The sequence below is a fragment of the Pseudarthrobacter sp. Y6 genome (genome assembly GCF_050156205.1).
Lineage (GTDB): Bacteria > Actinomycetota > Actinomycetes > Actinomycetales > Micrococcaceae > Arthrobacter.
On the sequence record NZ_CP189574.1, the window covers coordinates 728,961 to 744,311 of the forward strand.

Consider the following 15,351-nt stretch of genomic DNA (forward strand, 5'->3'; position numbering starts at 1 on the left):
AAGCCACATTCGGGGCGGGGGACTTCGGAAGGCGACGGCATTGGCCGTGGGCTTGCCGCTGCTCCTTTCTTCGATAGCGATGAGCCCCGCTACCGCGGCGCCCGCTGAAGCAAACACGGCAGTGGCACTAAAGAAGCTCAACCCCGGCGACTACCCCGCTGGCCGTTACATTGTGGTCCTTGCCGAGAAGCCGGCGGCCACCTACGAGGGCGGGTCTCCCGGACTCGCAGCGACGAAGCCCCAGAACGGCCGCAAGCTTGACGCCGACCGGCCCGAAGTCCAGCAGTACCAGGCGCACCTTGAGGGCAGGCAGAACGCTGTGGCCGGGTCCGAAAGCGTCCGGATTAAGCGCCAGTATACGGCTGCCATCAACGGGTTCTCGGCCGATTTGACCGCTGACCAGGCGGTAAAGCTCGCCAAGGACCCAGCCGTCCTGGTGGTGGCACCGGACACGGAGAACGCGCCGGATTACTCCACCACTGACTTCCTCGGGCTCAGCGGTGAAAACGGCATCTGGAAGACTGCCTTCGGCGGGCAGGAGAATGCCGGCAAAGGCGTTGTAGTGGGCGTTATCGACTCCGGCTACACGCCCTCCAACCCGTTCTTCGCCGGGGAAGACGTGCAACCTCTCAGCGGCCAGGCCCAGGTGGGTGCCCCGTACCGCACCGCGGACGGCAACATCGCCATGCTCAAGTCCGACGGCGACACCTTCGTCGGTGAGTGCCAGAAGGGCCAGGGAACCGGGGCCGCGTTTGACGGCAGCGCCTGCAACTCCAAAGTCCTGAGTGCCCGCTACTTCGCTGACGACTTCATGAAGTACGTGGCGCCGGAGAATCGTGCGCCTGAAGAACTGATTTCGCCTGTGGATGTGGGAAGCCACGGTACGCACACTGCCAGCACAGCCGCGGGCAACGCGAACGTCCGGGCCAACCTTGGTGCAACCGATATGGGCATCACCAGTGGCGTGGCGCCGGCGGCAAAGATCTCCGTCTACAAGGTCTGCTGGGAGGACGACAACCCGGCCACGGGCGGGTGCTACAGCTCCGCCTCCGTAGCCGCGATCAATCAAGCAATCCTGGACGGTGTGGACGTGTTGAACTACTCCATCTCCGGCAGCACCTCAACCACCACGGACCCGGTTTCCCTGGCCTTCCTCTCCGCGGCCTCGGCCGGAATCTTTATTGCCGCGTCCGCCGGAAACTCGGGGCCTACGGCAAGCACCGTGAATCACGGCGCGCCGTGGCTGACCACAGTGGCCGCGAGCTCCTTCTCCACGGAATTGCAGGGAACCGTCGAATTTGAGGACGGCAGCAAGTACCGCGGCGCCAGTCTCATGGCCGCTCCCGTTCCTGCGAGCAACGTTGTGCTGGCGGGAAGTGCCGCTGCCTCCGGCGCAGCAAACCCGGAACTGTGCGCCCCCAATGCGCTTGATCCCGCCAAGGTGGCAGGGAAGATTGTTATCTGCGACCGCGGAGTGGTGGACCGCGTAGCCAAGAGCGCCGAGGTGCAGCGTGCAGGCGGCGTCGGCATGATCCTGGTCAATCTGTCCACCTCCTCCGAGGACCTTGACCGCCACGCAGTCCCCACAGTGCACGTGAACCCGCCGGCCACGCAGCAGATCCAGGACAAGATCATCGCCAACCCCGGCATCAAGGTCTCCCTGGTGAACACGGACACCACCGGACTTCCGGCCGCGCCGCAGCCGCAGATCGCCGGCTTCTCCTCCCGGGGCCCGCTGCTTGCCACCGGCTCAGACCTGCTCAAACCTGACGTGGCGGCGCCGGGCGTTGCGGTGCTGGCAGGGGTGTCGCCCATCGGTTCCGGCGGCGACCAGTTCGGCATGATGTCCGGGACGTCGATGGCTGCGCCGCATGTGGCCGGATTTGGCGCATTGGTTCTGGCCAAGAACCCCATGTGGTCTCCCGCCACCATCAAGTCAGCCATGATGACCACGGCAGCTGGTATCAAGAACGAAGACGGCACCCGGAACGGTGACGTGTTCGCCACCGGCGCGGGCCAGGTGGACGTTGCACGGGTCCTCGATCCCGGCCTGGTCTACGACAATTCTGAGGACGACTACCTGAAATTCATCCAGGGAACGGGCCTGGACCTGGGTATCCCGGATCTCGGAACAACTGCGCCGCGTGATATGAATGTTGCCTCGTTCGCGCTGGGGGCCCTCACCGGGAAGACCGAGGTCACGCGGACTGTTACCGCGCTGACCCCGGGCACCTACCGGGCCAAGGCCAGCGTTCCAGGCATCAAGGTGACGGTCACGCCGTCGATCCTTAGTTTCAACGCTGCCGGCGAGAAGCGCACCTTCAAGGTCAAGTTCGAGAACACCAGTGCTGCTTTGGGGCAGTTTGCCATGGGCAACCTCGTCTGGCAGGGTGCCGGCAAGAACGTGGCATCGCCGGTGGCCGTCCGCCCGCAGTCGGTGGTGGCGCCGGCGAACCTGGCCTTCACCTCGGAAGGAGGCCAGGGGCAGGGCGACATTCCGGTGGTTTCCGGCACCAACGCGCCCGTGAACATCACCTTGGACGGCCTGTCCAAGGCTGACTCCTCGGCCATCGAACTGGTTCCCGGACCGCTGGCGCTGGAAACGGACGCGTCCAACTTCGCCAAGGAGGTCACCGTTCCGGCAGGATCGCCGTTGGCAAAGTTCTCCGTCTATTCGTCGGACGAGACCGCCGACTTCGATATGGTGGTCTTCAACCCGGCGGGACAGGCGCTGCTGGCCCAGACGGCCTCTGCCAGTGAATCGATTTCGGTTCCGAACCCGGCGCCGGGCGTGTACACGATCTTTGTGAACCTCTACGCAAGCCCCAATGGGCAGCCCGCCAAGGCGTCCGTGGACGCCGCGGTGCTGGGAGCCAACGTGGGAAATGCCACGGCGACCCCCAATCCGCTGCGGCTCGGAAACGGCCAGTCGGGGATTCTAAAGCTCCAGTGGAAGGATCTCGCTGAGGGCTCCTATATCGGCCGGGTGACGTTCGCCGGTTCGAACGTGCCCACCTTCGTCTCCGTGGTTGTCACACCAGGCAGTGCTGTGGTGGTCCCTGATGATGAAACGGCCGATGACCCTGCCAAGGACAAGAAGGACAAGGTCAAAAAGGAAAAGAAGAAGCAGGAGGTCCCGGAGTTCTCCGGAAACCGCAACATGGATCTCTAGTTCTTCAGAAACAGCACGGTAACGCCGCCGGACCGCTTGGTCCCGGCGGCGTTCCTGTCGATTGCGGAGGCTGCCGCCGAAGGTCAGGTTTCGCCGCGGGAACCCGTTGTCCCGCCGAGCAGGGGAGCCATGGCGCGCCAGCGGGAGATTTCACAGCCGTCAGTTCGCTGGAAAGTCACACTGACGGGATGGCCGTTGATGGAGCCGGTCACAACGGCCACCTGCGGCCCGCCGTATTGCTGCGTGCAAAGTTTCGGGGGGGCCGGTTTGGGAAAGAAGACGTCCTCTCCGAAGCGTTCCATGGCTGACAACGCTCCTGCAGGATCAGGCAACGTACAACCGTCAGCCGGGTGGCCGTCGCGGACTATCAGCCGGAATTCGTACTCGGGGGCGTCGGGGCCTTCCGTGACCCTGATGGTCAGCTCCAGATCCTTCATCGCGTCCCCGCCGTTCGAAGCGGTGCCAAGGCCTGCGCCAGGCGCGCCCGGAGCGCAGCAGCCTCACCCGCGAAGGCGCGCTGATGCTCAACGTAGGTTGCTTTGCCTTCAGTGGTTTCGATCCGAATGGGCGGGTAACCCCACTCCGCGAGGTCGTAGGGGGAGGCCTGCATGTCCATGGCCCGGATCCGCCAGGACAGTTCGAAGCAATCCATGACCAGTTCGCTGGGAAGCGCGGGCAGCAGTTTGTACGCCCACTTGTAGAGATCCATGTTGGCGTGCAGGCAGCCGGGCTGTTCCATGTGCCGCTGGTTTTCGCGGCTGGGAGCCAGTTCGTTCAGCGCAATTGCGTCGGGAGTGTAAAAGCGGAAGGCGTCAAAGTGTGAGCATCGGATCCGGTTATCCTCCACCACTTTGTCCGTGCCGGCAGAACCCAGCCTCAGCTGCAGGTATTCATGGCGCAGGTCGAACTTGTCCTGGCGGTAGACCATGGCCCATTCGTGCAGCCCGAAGCAGCCGAACTGCGCGGGCCGGGCAGCGGTGCCGCGGAGAATGATGTCGGCGAAGACCACAGCCTGGTGCCGGTCGGCCAGGAAGCGGGCGCGGTCAAGAGTCACGGCAGTGGTTCCTGGCGGCAGCCCCAGGGAGGCGAGTTCGCCGTCGTCGAGCGCTCTGTAGTGCTTCCAGCCGATGCGGGCGGACGCCGCGTCACCGGTCAGTACGACGCCGGTTCCCGGGTGCCAGCGCAGCAGCTGGCCAGGCTTCTGGGTGTAGTAGGTGAATAGAAAGTCCTCCACGGGGTGCTTCCGACCTGCAGAGCGGCGTGCAAGGTAGGGATCAGAGTAACGGCGGACGCGTTGGGCGTGCGCTTCTTCGCGGGCACGCCAGGCGTCGGCCGTCAGCAGGCTAAGCTGCTCCACCGCTGGCACCCAGGACGTCCTGGGCTGCGTTCCAGGCACCGATTTCGCAGCCGTTGGTGCGCGCGAACGCGGCATCCACGGGAGTATCGTCCACAATCCCGGTGACCGTGGCGGTCTGCGGGCCGCCGTATTGTTCGGTGCAGGCCACGTCTTTGCTCTTGGGAGCTGGGCTGAGGAGGGCAGCGTTGTTCTTGAGGGCTGCGCACGCCGCCTCCGGATTGGGGTGCTTGCTCTCAGCTGTGGGGAGGCCGTCGCGGCAGACCAGCGTGTAGTTCACCGCGGTTTCGGTGGGAGAGGGCCTGACCATGATGGCAAGTTCGGCGTTGCCGGCGCCGGGGCCTCCCGGCGGGGCCGGGGGTGCGGAAGGGGACGGTGCCGGGACGGTGGTCTCGGTGTCCGGAGCGGGGGAGTCGGAGGTGCCCTGGCTGGCGGAGGAGCTGGCTGTAGGGGTGGCGGCTGAAGGCGCGGTCCCGTCAGGCGTGCCCGTACACGCGGCGAGCAAGGAAACGGCGAGGACCGCTAGCAATGGCCGTACTGTTCGCAAATGCATGGACCATCCTTAGGTTGCTGCCATTTTACGCCTTGGCGGGTTTATTCCCCGACGGGTTGACCGTCGGTTCCGGCGGTGGCGGCGATGAGCCCCATCATGGATTTGTGTAGCTCGCCCACCTGCTCACGGGTCAGCCCCAGGCGTTCCATCATGGTGCCCGGGACGGCTGTGGCCTGCTGACGCAGCGCGGCGCCGGCGGGGGTCAGGCCCACGGCAAGGCTGCGTTCGTTTCCGTCCACCCGCTGGCGGGTGACAAAGCCGGCCTCCTCCAGCCGCCGAAGTAGCGGTGAGATAGTGGCCGGGGCCTGCGCCAGGGCTTCACTGATGCTGCGCAGGGTGCGGGGTGCTGATTCCCAGAGGCACAGCATCACGAGATATTGCGGGTGGGTGAGCCCGAGCTTTTCGAGGACGGGCTTGTAGGCGCCCACTACGCTTCTGGATGCCACGGTGAGGGCAAAACAGAGCTGTTGCTCCAAGAGGAGGTCATCGTCCTGCTGCCGCGCAGCGCCGGCCCGTACCGTCATCACATTCCTCCAATAGTTAGTGCACTAATTGTTAGCGTACACTGGAGCGAGTAATTGGTTCTATCGAAGGGGTCACTTTCATGGGCAAAGGCAAGTCAGCTGACAAGGGCAACGCATCCCAGCGGTTCATGCGGGCAACCGGCAAGCTCAGGGCAATTTTCGGCCCGGCCAACCGTAGTTCCCTGGTGCATAACATGACCGAAGAGAACCGGGCACTCCTGGCTCAGCGCGAGCGGGAAACCCAGCAATGGGAAACGGTCACCCGCCCGGACGGCAGCACGTATGTTGTGCCCAGGAACCCGGACGACCAGTCCCTCCGCTGAGCCCCTCCCAGCCTCCCATCAGGCCGAACCTCACCAGGCCCTTTTTGCGGCTGCGGGCGTAAAATAAGGGCACTGACTCCAAAAGGAGGTAGGGGCTCTTTACCCCGCAACGCGGGAAGGGGATGGAAACAATGGGACATGCGCTCACCGGTTTTATGCAAGCGACTGACAGGCTCCGTTTTGTCTTCGGGCCGGCAACGCGTCTGGACACGGATTCACCTGTGGTCCACAAGCATGATGAGTTCGAGCAGGCCTCTGATGAGGACCTTTCCCGCTTCGTAGTGGAAACCGATTCCGAAGGTCATCACTACGCCGTGCGCCGCGAAGAATTGGACAAGCAGGGCTGAAACAAAAGCGACTTGGGCTAGCGCCCGGTGCCGCCGTAGACGGTTGCCTCGTCCTCGCTGTCCAGGTCGAAGGCCTTGTGGATTGCACGGACGGCGTCATCGAGGAGATCGGCGTGTGTCACCACGGAGATCCGGATTTCCGAGGTGGAGATCATGTTGATGTTGATTCCGGCGTCGGAAAGGGCTTTGAAGAACGTCGCGGAGACGCCGGGGTGTGACCGCATGCCGGCCCCGATTAGGGACAGTTTGCCGATCTGTTCGTTGTATTCGATGTTCTCGAAGCCGATGTCCGGCTGCGCGGCCTTGAGCGCTTCCAGGGCCTCCGCGCCTTCGACGATGGGGAGCGTGAAGGAAATGTCCGTCCGGCCCGTGCCGTGCGTGGAAACGTTTTGCACGATCATGTCGATGTTCGAGTGGGCGTCGGCAATGACCTGGAAGATCGCAGCCGCCTTGCCGGGGATGTCCGGTACACCCACCACAGTGACCTTGGCTTCGGAACGGTCGTGTGCAACGCCGGAGATGATTGGCTGCTCCAAGGCAACTCCCTCTTGAGTGGTGATCTTGTCTTCGGCGCTGGGGATGACCCAGGTGCCTTCGTTCTGGCTGAATGAGGACCGGACATGCAACGGCACGCCGAACCGGCGTGCGTATTCAACGCAGCGCAGGTGCAGGATCTTCGCGCCGGACGCCGCGAGTTCCAGCATTTCCTCGCTGGAGATGGTGTCGATCTTCTGGGCGGACGGCACCACTCGGGGGTCTGCGGTGTAGATGCCGTCAACGTCTGTGTAGATCTCGCACACGTCGGCGTCGAGTGCGGCCGCAAGGGCGACGGCGGTGGTGTCCGAGCCGCCGCGGCCCAGGGTGGTGATCTCGTTGGTGCTGCGGCTCATGCCCTGGAAGCCGGCCACGATCGCGATGTGCCCTTTGTCCAGGGCCGTACGGATGCGATGCGGATCGACGTCGATAATGCGCGCCTTGCCGTGGATGCCGTCGGTGATCATGCCGGCCTGGGATCCCGTGAAGGACTGCGCTGAGGCGCCGAACTTGTTGATGGCCATGGCAAGCAGGGCCATGGAGATGCGCTCACCGGCGGAGAGGAGCATGTCCATCTCGCGGGCAGGGGCGGAATCGGTCACCTGGGCGGCGAGGTCCAGCAGTTCGTCGGTAGTGTCGCCCATGGCCGAAACGACCACCACAACTTCGTTGCCGGCGCGCTGCGCGTCGACCACGCGTTTTGCGACGCGCTTGACGCCCTCGGCATCCGACACGGAGGAGCCGCCGAACTTTTGCACGATCAGCTGTTTGGTCACGGCAGTGCCTTCGGGCAGCTCGTGAGACTGCGTTGCTGTGTGCACTTCGGAAGTGGGCGTACTCATGCGCGTACCTTCACTGGATCAATCGGACTTCTGGAGGTCAGGCACGGCCTTGGCTAGACGGCGTGACGTGTCAGCCCAGTTTATCGCCGCCTGTGGCCGGACGTGGAATTGTGTCCAAATCTCAGCCTTCCGGCGGATACTACGCAGGTGGGTGCAGGCGTACGCTCATATAGTCAGTATGCATGCAACGGCTTGGGGGACAGGTGCTCGGAGAATGACAGCAAATCAGGACAAAATGGACATGCCGGCCCAGCCGGAAAGCCCACGCCAGGACGGCATCAGCGCCACCGCGGTGAGCCGCAGCTTCGGGCAGGTGCATGCTGTCGAGCACATGGATTTCCATGCTCCGGCGGGAAAAGTCACCGCCCTGATCGGCCCCAACGGGGCCGGTAAAACAACGCTGTTGCTCATGCTGGCTTCGCTGTTGGCGCCGGATTCCGGCACTATCACGGTGGATGGGCTGGATCCGCAGCACCACCGCGCGGAAGTGCGCAAAAGGATTGGCTGGATGCCGGACACCTTGGGCGTGTGGGAGTCCCTGACTGCCCGTGAGATTCTCACCCAGATAGCCCGCTTCTACCAGCTACCCAAGGCCGGAATCCCACAGCGCGTCACCGAGATGCTGGACCGAGTCCGCCTGAGCGACCTGGCGGACCAGCCGGCCCGTGTCCTGTCCCGGGGACAGCAGCAGCGCCTCAGCCTTGCCCGCGCGCTGATCCACGATCCTTCCGTGCTGCTGCTCGATGAGCCGGCGTCCGGCCTGGACCCGGGATCGCGGGTGGAGCTGCGAGTGATGCTGCGGCAGCTTGCGGCGGAGGGGAAGTCCATCGTGGTCTCCTCCCACGTACTCAGCGAGCTGGACGAAATTGCCGACGCCGCGGTGTTCGTCAACCGCGGGAAAACGGTCCGGCACCAGACCACGGACGAGGCCGCCGCCTCCGGCAGGCGCTACGCCATCTCGGCAACCGACGGTGCCGCGCTCGCCGCCAAACTCACCCAACTGGGCCTGGCGTTCCGGGTTGAAGACGGCCGCCGGCCCGCCGTCAGCCTGGTGTTGCTGAACGACGACGACGCCGCCCGCCTCCTGGGCGACCTGGTGCTGGCCGGCGTCGGGGTCAGCTCCTTTGCCCCCGCCTCGGGTGCCCTGGAAGAGACTTACATGAACCTTGAGGGGGAGCGGCGATGAGCCAGCTATCAGATACAACGCAGCGTCCGCCGGCCTCCGGCTTTGGTGCCGGCTACCTTGCCGGTATCCGGGATGTGGTGGTCCTGGAACTCAAACAGCGGCTCCGGTCCCGCGGCTGGTACATCATGCTGGCGATCTGGTTCATCCTGACGGCTCTGGTGACTTGGCTGACGTGGGCCAGCTGGAATGCCCAGCGCGAAGCCCAGCGCGCCTATTCCAACTTTCTGCCGACCGACGCGGGACCCGGGTCCATGATCTTCGAAGTGGTCCTGGCCTTTGTCCTCCTCTTCGCGTTGCTGGTGGCGCCCGCGCTTTCTGCCAATGCCGTCAACGGCGACCGCGCCGCCGGCACCCTGGCCATCCTTCAGGTGACCCTGCTGCGGCCCGGCCAGATCCTGTGGGGCAAGTTCTTCGCAGCGTGGGCCGCCGCCCTGGCATTCCTGGTTGCCAGCACTCCGTTCCTGGTCATCGGAGTCGCCCTCGGCGGCATGACGCCCGGCCATGTCTTCGTGGCCCTGCTCATGCTGGCCGTTGAAGTCGGCGTGGTCTGTGCCATCGGCGTCGGAATTTCCGCGCTGGCGGGGCGCCCGCTGTTCTCGATTGTGGTCACGTACCTTGCCGTGGCCGGGCTGGTTTTCGGTTCCCTCATTGCCTTCGGCCTGGGCACCGGGCTCTCGCAGGGCACCATCATGGCCAATCAGGCGCAGTACCGCAACTACGAACCGCTCCAGCCGGTACCCGACGAAACAGTGCCGGAAGAACCGGAGTACACCTGCTCCGGACCGCTGCGCGCCCAGCCGGCCGTTCGCACCGAAAGGGTGGCGTGGATGCTGGCCATGAACCCCTACGTGGTGGTTGCAGATGCCATCCCTTACACGGTCCGCGTCAACAATGGCTTCGGACTGTCATCACCGGTGGGGGCCATCGAATCCATCAGCCAGGGTGCACGCTACGCCATGGCCGGTCCTGAGGGCACGTACCCCTGCGCCAACGGTGAGGCCAAGCCGCGCTACCTGGCGCAGTCCACTCCCTTGTGGCCGCTGGGACTCGGCCTACAGCTGCTGCTTGCCGGCCTGCTGATGTGGTTGGGCTGGCGCTCGCTGCGCACCCCGGCGCACAGGCTGGCGCGCGGAACCCGCATCGCCTAAAGCCGGCGTGCCTCCACGGGACAGTCCTCGCACTGGACTGCAGGGACACTGGACAGGCCCGCTTCAGCGGATCACGATTGGATTAGCCGCCGAAATGGCCGGTGACTGTCGGGGCTGGGCCTGTCCATAGGGATGGAGGCGGCACGTGGCTGATAAGTACGTGGCGGATGAGGACCATGGCTGACGAGAAACATCCGGCCGCCGACGAACCTCTGTACGAACCCATTGGCGCCGGAAAAATCCAGCACGACGATGAAAACGACGCTGGGGATACCTCTTCCCCGGGCGGCGCCCAGGTTCGGTTGCTCGTCCGTAGTGCGCTGGCATCAGCGCTGCTGACTGTCCGCTCTGCCCGCTTCTGGTGGGAGAGCGCCGCCATTCTCGGTGCCTGCTGGGGCACCGGCACGCTGTTGGTGATCGCCCTGGTCACGGGCGGTGACTTGCCGCCGGAATCCCACGCCTGGGTGTACATGCTTACGGCCGCACTGCTGGTGCTGGTGAGCTGTGTGCTCGCTGTCCGATGGGGGGACGTGCAGCGCGGCGCTGGGCCGAAACCCGCCGAGGGTGCTGTGGACGGCCCGCTGCTGGACTGGGCCCGCTGCATTGCCCAAGGATTGATCTTCGCCACCGCGTCAGTCGTTTTCCTGCTGCTGCTCGCGTTCTGGTCTGAGTCCTCGCCAGCAGTTGCCGGGGTGTCCTTTGTCCTGATCATCCTTGAAGTCATGGTCTTTGGCGGCATTGGCGCGGGTGCTGCCCGGTGGTTCGAGGGTCAGCGAGGAAGGGTCCTGGCCTGGGGCGTCGCTTCTTTGCTTCTTGTCGGCAACGTGGTGGCGGTGATAGCGCTGCTGCCCAGCGTAAGGGCGTATGAGCCGGTGTTGGTGGCCATCAACATTCAACGGGACGAGTTGGGCAGGGTTATCTCCTATCAGTGTTCGCCGGAGATCCGTGGAATCGCCGAGGTTTACCACACCGAGCGGATCTTCTGGATGGCGACGAGCAACCCGATGGTGATCCTGGCGCTGATTGCCGGTGAGGCCGAGTCCAAGGAGAACGCCTTGGATTGGCTCCCCGGGGAGCTGCAGAGCGCCGCGGAAGGCACGCAGGTTCCTTGTGTGGAGGGGCAGGAACGGGAGAAGACAGGCGCCGAGATGCCATTGGCACTGATTGGCGTTGGCACGCAGTCCGGGGCTGCAGGCATTCTGTTGGCCGGCGGCCACCGGGCTGCCCGACGACGGCTCAACCCTGCCGCCTGAACCCAGGCAAGGCCAGGTCGGGGCGCCTGTCTGCTTTAGCCCCGTCGGCCAGATCAGGTCAGGTCAGATCACGTCAGGGCGTTGCGGCGGCCTTCGAAAGCACGGCCGAGCGTGACTTCGTCGGCGTACTCCAGATCGCCGCCCACGGGCAGGCCGGAGGCCAGCCTGGTTACCACAATGCCGATTGTCTTCAGCATCCGGGCCAGGTACGTGGCCGTTGCTTCGCCTTCGAGGTTGGGGTCGGTGGCGATAATGACTTCCTGGATGGCGCCGTCGTTCAGCCGTGTCAGGAGCTCCCGGATCCGCAGTTGCTCGGGCCCCACGCCGGCAATGGGGTTGATGGCTCCGCCCAGCACGTGATAGCGGCCGCGGAAGGATCGGGTGCGCTCCACGGCGAGGACGTCCTTGGACTCCTCCACCACACAAATGACTGACGGGTCCCGCCGGGGATCGCGGCAGATGTTGCACAATTCCTGCTCGGTGACGTTGCCGCATACCGTGCAGAACTTCACGCGTTCCTTCACCATGGTGATGGCTTCCACGAGTCGCTTCATGTCCTGGGGGTCCGCTTCGAGGATGTGGAAGGCAAGCCGCTGGGCGGATTTGGGACCGACACCGGGAAGCCGTCCGAGCTCGTCAATCAGCTCCTGGACTGCACCTTCGTACACGTTTTCCTCCTTTGGTTTGGCTTGGCTGGTGATTGGCGTTGCGGGAGTACGTGCTGCAGGTGCCTAGAACCCCGAAACGATGGGGCTTCCGTCCGGGGATCGCTCCTCGATCAGCTTTCCGCCCAGAATACGCTCGACGGCGGCGCGTCCAAAGACGCCGGATTCCTCGATGGTTTCATCGTCCGCGCTCGGAATGTCCTGGACATAGGTGGCGGCGGCAGCCCTGGCCGGAGCCTTGGTACGCCCGGCTTCGGCCTCGGGGCTGTTGGACAGGCGCTGGTAAAGACTCTGCCGGGCGGCAGCAGCGGACTCGGAGGTTGCCGGCGCCAGCTGCAGGGGTGGTGCAGCCGGAGCAGTCGATGCCATAGCGTACTCGCGGACTTCAGCCGGTTCGGGTACAACCGCGTCCCCCGCCGGGCCTGCCGGAGCTACCGGGGCTTGGCCGGTTGGCGCCGCGCTATGGGGCGCCGCGGTTTCTGGTGCGGGGCTTTGTTGTGCGGCTGGTTGTTGTGCGGCGACGTCGAAGGTTGCGGCGACAGCCACGGGCGGCAAGCCCCAGCTGGCGTCGGCATCAGACTGGCTAACGGCAGGTGACGTCTGAGGGACCTGTGCAGTGGCGGGCTCGTAGCTGGGCGCGGGAGCGGTGCTCGCGGCTTCGTCGGGGACGGACGTGTTCAGGCTTTTGCCAACATTGGGCTCTGTGCCAACGACCCATACGCCCGGCGCCTGCTCGACGGCCCGGCCCCACGGATCCAGTGCCGTATCGGGCTGTGATGGAGCAGCGGACGATGCAGCGGCAGAGGGCTTGGCCGCTGGGGAGGTTTTTGCTGCTGCAGCCTTTGGAGTACTTCGAGCGGGCCGCTTGGCGGGTGCGGGCGCTGAAGGCTCAGGCTGTGAAGGTGACAGGCGTGGCGCAGGCGAAGGATCCCAGTCCATGGGGGGTTCCTCGTCCAGCGGCGGAGCATCTTCGTCGCGCGGAGGACCCCAATCGTCATCGGAGTAGGCATACGAACCGGCAGTCGCACCCGGCTCAGCTGGTCCCGGCTGACCCTGCGCGGCTGGTACCTGGGCGGACTCAGTGCCTGCCGGCGCGCTGATGGCGCCGGTGCGCTGGACAGTTTCTGCAGGAGCTACTGCGCCTGCAGAAGTTGCAGCAGTGGCAGGAGGCTCGGCCGGTTCAGGAGCACGCGTCCCGGGGGAGGGGGCAGGCGAAAGTGCAGGCGCGGTGGCATGGACGACAGGAGTGGAAACGGCGCTGGCAGGGGCCAGGCCCCACGCAACATCGGCTGAACTGGCCGCCGGAGATTCCGGGCTAGCGGGTGCTTTTGGGTTTGGCTCAGCGCTCGCTGCACTGTTGGCGCCACCGGCGACTGCAGTGATCTGGCAGTCGATGCCCACAGTCTTGTGGATCGCCTGCCGCAGGTTCTCAGCGTGGTCAGCCCGGCCAAAGGCGCCGGCCAACCCGGTGGTGCTGAACGACAGTGTCAGGACCTGGCCGTCAAAGGCACCTACCTGGGCGTTCGGCTCAACCAGCGCCCACGTGCTGCGCTTGATCTTGGAGAGCGTCTGTAGAACCTCCGGCCAGGCACGGCGCAGGACTTCGACATCGCCTGTGCCTGCCGCGCCTGTGCTTGCTGCGCCTGTGCTTGCCGCGCCTGCGGCGCCAGTTCCTGTGGCTTCGGTCGGTGCAGGAGTGGCCGGGGCATAGCCAACCGAAGCGGGTGCAGCCGGGGCGGGCGCAGCGGTGGCAGGAGCCGTGACAGCGTTTGTGCTTGCCGGCGGGTTGGCCGGCGGAACTGCGCGGGCGACGTCTGGCCTGGTCTCTGGGGTGGGCTGACCGGTTGCCTGTGGCGTTGAAGTGGGCCGCCTGCCTGTGGACTCGTCAACCGGCCAGTCGTTGGTACTGACCCTTGGCGGCGTCAGCGACGGCCTGGCTTCTTCGGCGCCGGCGGCCTGTGGCCGGGCCGATTCGTGGCCAGCAGCGGCTGGCGCTGAAGGCTGCCGCGCAGCAACCGGCGCCGCAGCAACTTGCGGTGCCGCGGCCGGAACCGATGCAACCTGAAGTGCCGCAGCGGGCGCCTCAGAAACGGGCGCCTCAGAAACGGGCGGCGCAGAAACTGGTGGTACGGCAACTGGTGCCGCGGCGGGCGCAGCAGCAACCGGCGCTGCCGCTGCCGGTACTGCAGCGCCCGCCGGAGCGGGAGCGGGAGCGCCGACGTCGTTCCCGGCGTAATTCAGGCGCCGCTCCACCCGGTCGATCCGGGCGGCGATGCCGCGTTCGGTCTGCTCCGAGCTGGGGAGCAGGATGCGGGCGCAGAGAAGCTCGAGGTGCAGGCGGGGAGAAGTGGCGCCGGTCATCTCGGTCAGCGCCGTGTTGGTGACATCAGCGGCGCGCGAGAGTTCGGAAGCCCCGAGGTTGTGCGCCTGGTTCTGGAGCCGGGCGATCTGGTCCGCAGGCATGCCACGGAGGATGACCTGGGCGGTTTCGGGCATGGCCTGGACGATGATGAGATCGCGGAAGCGTTCCAGCAGGTCCTCGACGAAGCGGCGGGGATCGTGACCGGTCTGCACCACGCGGTCCACAGCCCGGAAAACGGTGGCGGCATCTGAGGCGGCCACCGCTTCAACCACATCATCCAGCAGCGAAGCGTGCGTGTAGCCGAGGAGGGCTACGGCGAGTTCGTAATCGAGGCCGTTGGGTCCGGCGCCGGCCATCAGCTGGTCCAGTACGGACAGGGAATCGCGGACAGAGCCGCCGCCAGCCCGGACCACCAGGGACAGAACGCCCGGTGCCACGGGAACGTCTTCCTGGTTACACAGCAGCTCCAGGTACGCCATTAGCGGCTCCGGCGGGACAAGCCGGAAAGGGTAGTGGTGCGTGCGGGAGCGAATGGTGCCGATGACCTTGTCCGGCTCCGTGGTGGCGAAGATGAACTTGATGTGCTCCGGCGGCTCTTCAACGATCTTCAGCAGGGCGTTGAAACCGGCCGATGTGACCATGTGGGCCTCATCGATGATGAAGATCTTGTAGCGGTCACGGACCGGAGCGTACGTTGCGCGCTCGCGGAGGTCGCGGGCGTCGTCCACGCCACCATGGCTGGCGGCGTCGATCTCGATGACGTCCAGGGAGCCTGAGCCGCCGCGGGCCAGTTCAATGCAGCTGGGGCACGTACCGCAGGGGGTGTCCGTGGGGCCTTGGGCGCAGTTGAGGCAGCGGGCCAGGATGCGGGCGGACGTGGTCTTTCCGCAACCGCGTGGGCCGGAGAAAAGGTAGGCGTGATTGACGCGGTTTTTCCGCAGTGCCGTCATCAGCGGCTCCGTGACGTGTTCCTGCCCGATAACGTCAGCGAAAGAGTCCGGGCGGTATCTACGGTAAAGGGCGGTGGTAGTAACAGTCACGAGAAAACCCTACCAATCCGGGCTGACAATCAGGATCCCTCGCGGGCG

The 15,351-nt window shown here is 65.3% G+C and carries 13 protein-coding genes; 6 read left to right on the plus strand and 7 right to left on the minus strand.

The annotated features are described in order from the left end of the window. Positions 1-7 precede the first annotated feature (7 nt). On the plus strand, positions 8-3,172 hold the full coding sequence (locus ACQCSW_RS03590) for a S8 family serine peptidase (RefSeq protein WP_426990613.1): 3,165 nt from the start codon (positions 8-10) through the stop codon (positions 3,170-3,172). Positions 3,173-3,255: 83 nt separating this feature from the next. Here ACQCSW_RS03590 and ACQCSW_RS03595 read toward each other — a convergent pair whose 3' ends face one another. From ACQCSW_RS03595 to ACQCSW_RS03610, 4 genes are read right to left on the minus strand one after another with little or no spacing between them, the layout of a single operon-like run. Further along, the gene (locus tag ACQCSW_RS03595; protein ID WP_426989529.1) at positions 3,256-3,609 is read right to left on the minus strand and encodes a serine protease inhibitor; all 354 of its coding nucleotides are present in this window, start codon (positions 3,607-3,609) and stop codon (positions 3,256-3,258) included. Next, complete coding sequence (locus ACQCSW_RS03600; protein WP_426989530.1) at positions 3,606-4,538, minus strand: 3-methyladenine DNA glycosylase; 933 nt, start codon at positions 4,536-4,538, stop codon at positions 3,606-3,608. The genes ACQCSW_RS03595 and ACQCSW_RS03600 overlap by 4 nt, the downstream gene beginning before the upstream one ends. Beyond that, a complete protein-coding gene (locus tag ACQCSW_RS03605; RefSeq protein WP_426989531.1) occupies positions 4,516-5,079 on the minus strand; it encodes an SSI family serine proteinase inhibitor in 564 nt (187 codons plus the stop codon). The genes ACQCSW_RS03600 and ACQCSW_RS03605 overlap by 23 nt, the downstream gene beginning before the upstream one ends. 41 nt (positions 5,080-5,120) lie before the next feature. Then, on the minus strand, positions 5,121-5,603 hold the full coding sequence (locus tag ACQCSW_RS03610; RefSeq protein ID WP_426989532.1) for a MarR family winged helix-turn-helix transcriptional regulator: 483 nt from the start codon (positions 5,601-5,603) through the stop codon (positions 5,121-5,123). Between the two features lie 80 nt (positions 5,604-5,683). Here ACQCSW_RS03610 and ACQCSW_RS03615 point away from each other — a divergent pair, with 80 nt between their 5' ends. Next, entirely contained in the window at positions 5,684-5,926 is a 243-nt protein-coding gene (locus tag ACQCSW_RS03615) for a hypothetical protein (RefSeq protein ID WP_426989533.1), read from the plus strand. A gap of 131 nt (positions 5,927-6,057) precedes the next feature. Further along, complete coding sequence (locus ACQCSW_RS03620; RefSeq protein WP_426989534.1) at positions 6,058-6,273, plus strand: hypothetical protein; 216 nt, start codon at positions 6,058-6,060, stop codon at positions 6,271-6,273. Between the two features lie 17 nt (positions 6,274-6,290). Here the strand turns inward: ACQCSW_RS03620 and ACQCSW_RS03625 are convergent, their stop codons facing one another. Next, positions 6,291-7,649, minus strand: a complete 1,359-nt coding sequence (locus ACQCSW_RS03625; RefSeq protein WP_426989535.1) for an aspartate kinase — start codon at positions 7,647-7,649, stop codon at positions 6,291-6,293. A gap of 214 nt (positions 7,650-7,863) precedes the next feature. Here ACQCSW_RS03625 and ACQCSW_RS03630 point away from each other — a divergent pair, with 214 nt between their 5' ends. The 3 genes from ACQCSW_RS03630 to ACQCSW_RS03640 all read left to right on the plus strand — a co-directional run bounded on the left by ACQCSW_RS03630 (position 7,864) and on the right by ACQCSW_RS03640 (position 11,236). After that, entirely contained in the window at positions 7,864-8,835 is a 972-nt protein-coding gene (locus tag ACQCSW_RS03630; protein WP_426989536.1) for an ABC transporter ATP-binding protein, read from the plus strand. Next, complete coding sequence (locus ACQCSW_RS03635) at positions 8,832-9,983, plus strand: ABC transporter permease (RefSeq protein ID WP_426989537.1); 1,152 nt, start codon at positions 8,832-8,834, stop codon at positions 9,981-9,983. Before ACQCSW_RS03630 ends, ACQCSW_RS03635 begins: the two co-directional genes overlap by 4 nt. 176 nt (positions 9,984-10,159) lie before the next feature. Then, entirely contained in the window at positions 10,160-11,236 is a 1,077-nt protein-coding gene (locus ACQCSW_RS03640; RefSeq protein WP_426989538.1) for a hypothetical protein, read from the plus strand. A gap of 68 nt (positions 11,237-11,304) precedes the next feature. Here ACQCSW_RS03640 and recR read toward each other — a convergent pair whose 3' ends face one another. Beyond that, on the minus strand, positions 11,305-11,904 hold the full coding sequence (gene recR / locus ACQCSW_RS03645; protein ID WP_056348564.1) for a recombination mediator RecR: 600 nt from the start codon (positions 11,902-11,904) through the stop codon (positions 11,305-11,307). Between the two features lie 63 nt (positions 11,905-11,967). Then, positions 11,968-15,303, minus strand: a complete 3,336-nt coding sequence (locus ACQCSW_RS03650; RefSeq protein ID WP_426989539.1) for a DNA polymerase III subunit gamma and tau — start codon at positions 15,301-15,303, stop codon at positions 11,968-11,970. Between the last annotated feature and the right edge of the window lie 48 nt (positions 15,304-15,351).